Source organism: Bacillus hominis (assembly GCF_018332515.1).
Lineage (GTDB): Bacteria > Bacillota > Bacilli > Bacillales > Bacillaceae_G > Bacillus_A > Bacillus_A hominis.
On sequence record NZ_BOQD01000026.1, the window covers coordinates 38433 to 44994 of the forward strand.

At 36.0% G+C, this 6562-nt stretch carries 7 protein-coding genes; all 7 read left to right on the forward strand.

Features of this window, described 5'->3' with window-relative positions:
* Positions 1 to 48: 48 nt before the first annotated feature.
* Complete coding sequence (nikC, locus tag KI356_RS03585; RefSeq protein WP_212934811.1) at positions 49 to 948, forward strand: nickel transporter permease; 900 nt, start codon at positions 49 to 51, stop codon at positions 946 to 948.
* A gap of 15 nt (positions 949 to 963) precedes the next feature.
* Positions 964 to 1884 carry a nickel ABC transporter permease gene (gene nikB, locus KI356_RS03590; RefSeq protein WP_212934812.1) on the forward strand — a complete coding sequence of 307 codons (921 nt, stop codon included), beginning with the start codon at positions 964 to 966 and terminating at the stop codon, positions 1882 to 1884.
* Positions 1885 to 1898: 14 nt separating this feature from the next.
* Complete coding sequence (locus KI356_RS03595) at positions 1899 to 2915, forward strand: ABC transporter ATP-binding protein (RefSeq protein WP_212934813.1); 1017 nt, start codon at positions 1899 to 1901, stop codon at positions 2913 to 2915.
* Between the two features lies 1 nt (position 2916).
* Positions 2917 to 3900: an ABC transporter ATP-binding protein gene (locus tag KI356_RS03600; RefSeq protein WP_212934814.1), complete on the forward strand. Its 984-nt coding sequence runs from the start codon at positions 2917 to 2919 to the stop codon at positions 3898 to 3900.
* A 69-nt stretch (positions 3901 to 3969) separates the two neighbouring features.
* Positions 3970 to 4743: a sensor histidine kinase gene (locus tag KI356_RS03605; RefSeq protein ID WP_212934815.1), complete on the forward strand. Its 774-nt coding sequence runs from the start codon at positions 3970 to 3972 to the stop codon at positions 4741 to 4743.
* On the forward strand, positions 4740 to 5435 hold the full coding sequence (locus KI356_RS03610) for a response regulator transcription factor (protein WP_212934816.1): 696 nt from the start codon (positions 4740 to 4742) through the stop codon (positions 5433 to 5435). The genes KI356_RS03605 and KI356_RS03610 overlap by 4 nt, the downstream gene beginning before the upstream one ends.
* 3 nt (positions 5436 to 5438) lie before the next feature.
* Positions 5439 to 6562, forward strand: a 1124-nt coding sequence (locus KI356_RS03615) for an SLC5/6 family protein (protein WP_212934817.1), incomplete at its 3' end; no start/stop codon positions are given.

Consider the following 6562-nt stretch of genomic DNA (forward strand, 5'->3'; position numbering starts at 1 on the left):
TGATGAATTTTCTGATAATTTATTCATAAAGAAAGGGAGGTATGGAAAATGGAAGTTCGTCTTTCTAAAGAAGAAAAAACTTCTTTACAAACGATTCAAACGAAGAATACATCGAAATTGATAACTGCCTATCGAAAACTGAGGAAAAATAAAATGGCATTCATCGGGGGAATTATCGTTCTGTTCTATATTTTAATAGCTATATTCGCTCCATTATTAGCACCCTATAATCCATTTGATATTCAGTTAGTCAATAAGTTACAACCACCCTCAATGGAACATTGGATGGGAACAGATGATAAAGGTAGAGATATTTTAAGCCGCCTTTTACACGGGACACGTCTTTCATTATTTGTTGGATTTTCTTCTGTATTTATAGGTGCACTGTTCGGCATTATTCTCGGTATCGTTTCTGGTTATTACGGTGGATGGTTTGACACAGTTATTATGAGAATCATTGATATTATGCTAGCTTTCCCTGGTATTTTACTTGCTCTTGCCATTGTAGGTGCACTAGGACCAAGTCTTGTGAACGTAATTATCGCTATTGGCTTTTTCTCAATCCCTATGTTCGCTCGTATCGTTAGAGCTTCTACATTAACAGTAAAAAAATTAGAGTATATCGATGCTATAAGGGCACTAGGAGCGAGTGACTTCACTATTATTATGAAGCACATATTCCCTAACATCTTATCGCCTATTATCGTCCAAGCTACTTTACGCTTAGCTACAGCAATTTTATCTGCAGCTGGATTATCATTTTTAGGACTTGGAGCGCAGCCACCTTCACCTGAATGGGGAGCGATGTTAAGTAATGGACGTGACTTTTTATTTACCGCACCACATATCGCAATGTTTCCTGGAATCGCAATGTCTACACTCGTAATCGGTTTAAACATGTTTGGTGACGGATTACGTGATGCACTAGATCCGAGACTAAAAAAATAGAAAGGGGCATTATACATGCTAATGTTTATATTTCGTAGAATACTACAATTAATTCCCGTTCTTTTCGGCGTTGTATTCGTTGTTTTCTTAATTATGCAAATGGTACCCGGTGATCCAGCTCTCCTTATTGCTGGTGAAGGAGCATCAAAAGAAACTGTCGAACAAATACGTCACCAATTAGGATTGGACAAACCTTTTATCATGCAATATTTCTCTTATATCGGAAATATATTACAAGGCGATTTTGGGGTTTCGATTCGTTCTAATCGCCCAGTGTTAGACGAAGTATTAATTCGCCTTCCAATCACTATTGAACTTGCACTGTGTAGCATCGTAATTACAGTTGTAATCGGGATGATTGCTGGTATCATCTCTGCTACGAAGCAATATTCTTGGACAGATGTTTCTATTATGATCGTCGCTTTATTAGGTGTCTCATTACCAAGTTTTTGGTTTGGACTTATGCTCATTTTCTACTTCTCTGTCCAAATTCAAATATTCCCCGTTTCTGGTTGGGGAACTTGGATGCACATGATTTTACCAGCACTTACACTAGGTGCATCTGGCGCAGCAATTGTAGCACGTATGACTCGCTCAAGTATGCTTGATGTCATACGCCAAGATTATATACGAACGGCAAGAGCAAAAGGGGTAAAAGAAAGAGTAGTTATATATAAACATGCTCTGAGGAACGCATTAATCCCCATTATTACCGTTGTCGGATTACAATTTGGTGCACTTTTAGGCGGTACAGTTTTAGTAGAATCCGTTTTCGCTATAAATGGACTTGGAAGATTAATTGTAGATGCCATTCGAATGAGGGACTTACCAATGTTACAAGGGGGCGTATTAATCGCCTCAGTAATCTTCGTTCTAGTCAATCTTATTGTTGATATTTTATACCGTTATTTCAATAAACGTATTGAGCTTAATTAAGGAGGTGCACAAACATGAACAAAAAGGAAGAGGTATTACAGGTTAAAGATTTAAAAACACATTTCTTTACAGACGAAGGTGTAAGTAAAGCGGTTGATGGATTAAATTTCTCTGTTTCCAAAGGAGAAACACTCGGAATCGTAGGTGAATCTGGTTGCGGAAAGAGCATCACTTCCCTATCCATTATGAGGTTAATCGGCCGAGAAAGCGGCAGTAAAATTGAAGGCGACATTTTATTTAAAGGAAAAAATTTATTACAACAAAGCGAAGCTGAAATGCGTGCAATTCGTGGCAATCAAATCTCAATGATTTTCCAAGAACCAATGACATCTTTGAATCCAGTATATTCCGTTGGGGAACAGATCGCAGAAGCAATTCGTATCCATCAAAAATTAAGCAAAAAAGAAGCTTGGAATAAAGCTGTCGATATGCTGAAACTAGTTGGAATTCCTTCTCCTGAAAAGCGTGCAAAACAAGAGCCACATGAACTAAGCGGAGGAATGCGCCAACGCGTTATGATTGCAATGGCACTTGCTTGCAATCCAGATTTACTCATTGCAGACGAACCAACAACTGCTCTTGATGTAACCATTCAAGCTCAAATATTATCACTTATGAAATCGCTTCAAAAACAACTCGGTATGGGGATTATCATGATCACTCATGATTTAGGAGTCGTATCAGAAACATGTGACAGAGTTGCGGTCATGTATGCTGGAAAAATTGTCGAATATGCAGATATCGAGCATATATTTACTAGCCCAAAACACCCTTATACAATCGGACTTCTTCAATCTCTTCCAAGACTCGATACAGACCAAGAAGAATTACAAACTATTCCTGGATCCGTACCAAGTCCATACCATATGCCGAGTGGATGTCGCTTCGCTGATAGATGCACACATGCAAAAGAACTATGTCATAATACTCTTCCAGAACTTCAACTAACGCAAGATGGAAGCGAGGTTCGGTGCTGGATGTTTACAGACCTTTGGAATAAATCATCTTCGGAAGAATTGGAGGTATTATAAAATGTCTACTACGCAAATAAATAAACGAGAACTATTACAAGTACAAAATTTAAAACAATACTTCCCTATAAAAAAAGGAATTCTAGGACGCTCTATTAGCTATATTAAAGCGGTTGACGATATTAGTTTTACAATTTACGAAAAGGAAACTGTCAGTATTGTTGGGGAATCTGGTTGCGGAAAATCCACTACTGGGCGTGCAATATTACGCCTTGATGAAGCAACAAGTGGAAAAATCATATTTCAAGATAAGGATTTACTAGAATTAAATAACTCAGCAATGCGAAAAGTTAGAAAAGATTTACAAGTTATTTTTCAAGATCCCTTCGCTTCTTTAAACCCTCGACAAACCGTAGGGAGTATTTTAGAAGAAGCTATGGCCATTCAAAACGTATGTCCAAAAGGAGAAAGGAAAGCAAAGGTTATTGAGTTACTCGGGAAAGTTGGTCTTCCACCTGATGCAGTGAAGCGCTACCCACATGAGTTTAGTGGTGGACAACGCCAAAGAATTGGAATCGCTCGCGCCTTAGCTGTTAATCCAAAACTCATCATTTGTGACGAAGCTGTCTCCGCCTTAGATGTTTCAGTGCAAGCACAAGTTTTAAATTTATTAAAGCATTTGCAACAACAATATGGGTTAACGTATTTATTCATCTCTCACGATTTAGCTGTCGTTCGTCACATATCAGACCGCATCATTGTAATGTATCTTGGTACCATTGTGGAGATTGCCGATAAACATTCTCTTTTTAACAATCCGCAACACCCTTACACAAAAGCGCTTCTCTCAGCAATTCCTACCATTAGTACAGGAATGAAAAAAGAGCGTATTGAACTTAAAGGAGACCTTCCCTCTCCTTTAAACCCGCCGAAAGGCTGCCGTTTTCATACTCGTTGTCCGTATGCAATTGAAAAATGTACAACGCAGCAACCAAGTTTTCAATCTATAAGTGAAGATCACAAAGTAGCCTGCCATATCATTTGAATCGAATCTGAATAATAGAAATATTTACAACACTTTAGTATAATAATAAAAAACAAGATTGAGGTATGTATGTTAACTTATGAAGCATTTGCTGTATTAATAACTATACTTGTCTTAGCTCCAATTTTTGGAGCTATTATTTTATTATTTTTATTTATTTTTGAAAAACGAATCGATTTACTAGAAAGTGAAAAGAAAAAAATAGCACTAGAAAGAGAGTTGCAACAGTCTTTATATCATCAACTCACTCAACAAATTCAGCCTCATTTTTTATTCAATACATTAAATACAATTTTAAGCTTAGCTCGTCTGCAGAGAACAGATGAAGTTGTCCGATCGCTCGAGATCTTTTCTCTATTTTTAAAAGGAAAATATAAAACAACGGATTTGTTAATTCCTATTTCTGAAGAACTGGCGTATACGAATTATTATATTGAGATTCAAAAAATGCGATTTCGCTCGAGGCTTTCAGTAAGCATTACTTCTTCTGAAGATTTACACAATGCCCATATTCCACCTTTCGTTATTCAAACGTTAGTTGAGAATTCCTTTAAACATGGTCTTGAAAAAAAAACTGGTCAAGCAATTTTAAATATTCATTTATACAATACAAATAACCGAATTACACTTCTAGTATCCGATAACGGCACTCAAAACGAACCATTTACGTCCCATACAGAAGAAAGCGGATACGGACTTGAGAATATAAAACAACGATTTCAGCTATTCTTTCAAGAACAAACTACGTTCTCTTTCCTCTCTACAAAAGAGAACGGCACGACAGTAGAAATAACATGGCCTTTCATCACAGAAAAAAACACAGAGGAGGTAATACAAAAATGAACGTGCTATTAGTAGATGACGAACCGCTAGAACTGGAACAATTAGAATTTCTCATTCACCGCCAGTTTCCTAATTGGACACTGCATCTAGCCTTAGATGCGGATGAAGCTTTAAGTATAAATGAAAAATTCTCGATTCATTTAGCACTTTTAGATATTCACCTTCCAGGCATATCTGGCCTACAACTAGGTGAAAAATTAAAAAATAGTAACTCTAACCTGGACATCATCATCGTAACCGCATATCAAAATTTCGACTATGCAAAACAATCTATTCGTCTAGGAGTCATTGACTACATAACAAAGCCAATTATAGAAAAAGAACTCATCGATGTATTGCAAAAATACAAAGGAGATTCCAATTTCATTTCTTACTCACGTATTATTCAAGATACATTAGACATCATTCATGAGACTTTTCATGACAAACTACACTTAGCAGACATCGCAGCTAAAGTACATACAAATCCGACTTACTTAAGCCGGAGGTTCCATGAAGAAGTAGGGATTTCATTTTCCGGGTATATCATGCAATATCGTATTGAAATGTCACAGAAGTATTTAATGGAACACCCACATTGGTGTATCTCGCAAATCTCTGAACGATCTGGTTTTAATAGCCAGCATTATTTCAGCACTGTTTTCCGCAAAATGACTGGAATGACTCCGAAAGAATATAGAGGCGAGGGATAAATTGTGACAAAAAACAACTCAGCTTTCACATCTTTACAATTAGGTATAGGAACTGGCACTGTTCTTTTATTATCTAAATGGGTCGCAAGTATATCAACGCTCGCTTTACCTGAATCTATTATCAATTATGGGTTACTCGCTGGCATTCTTTATGCTATGATTGGTCCTTTCACTCTTATTTTATTGGGGATTTTAATAAAAAAAATACGTTCTACATTTCCAGAGGGAGAATCGATTCACGATTACTTATCATATAAACTTTCTCACACAGGATATATAATTGTATGCTCTTTCCTTGTTCTATTGGGTATAGAAAGTATGTTCATTCAAACGAAAGTTGCTAGTATTTTACTTAATGTTTTCTTCCATATTCCATATACATTGGGCTCCTTCCTTTTCATTACCCTTTGTACAATATTCGTAATGTTAAGTAACGCTAAGCTATTTACTAAAATGGCTATTATGCAAACTGTATTAATGTTTTCTACCATGATCATTATTCCAATTTATTTTTTTGTACAAGATGGAATCACTCATGTATACGATGGGATTCGCTTATATCACCCTTATTTGCTATTTTATGAAAATATAAATGGAATATATTTTCTTACTGCCGGCATTCTAATCGAAACGGGAAGAGTATTAATAAGCCCCACATCTTGGGATAAAGCTTTCCGTATTCATCCTAAAAAAATCATTCCGACTTTTTTACTGTCAGGATTTATATGGATTACCATCCCTTTGGCATTTGCTTCTCTAATTATGATAGTTATCTTTAGCGGGAGCTTAGATCATTTATACGACCTTCTAGCTCAGCTTCCCAAAAAAATAGAATTTACTATTTTATTTTATTTGCTCGTTATCGGCTCGTTAAGTGCAATAACTTCCAGCTTTATTTCTTGGATGCATGGATTTACCAAACTCATTCGAGACTTTATACCGATGATACGCACAAAAATGAATTTCAAATTACATACAGCTCATTTTATTTCTATAGCTATCGGATTTTCAGCTTTTTTCATTACAATTACTACAAACTATACTATTTTAGAAATTATTTTTTTCTTTGGTATTCTTTATACATCTCTTATCATCACAATATTATTCCTTATTTTTAGTAAACAAAA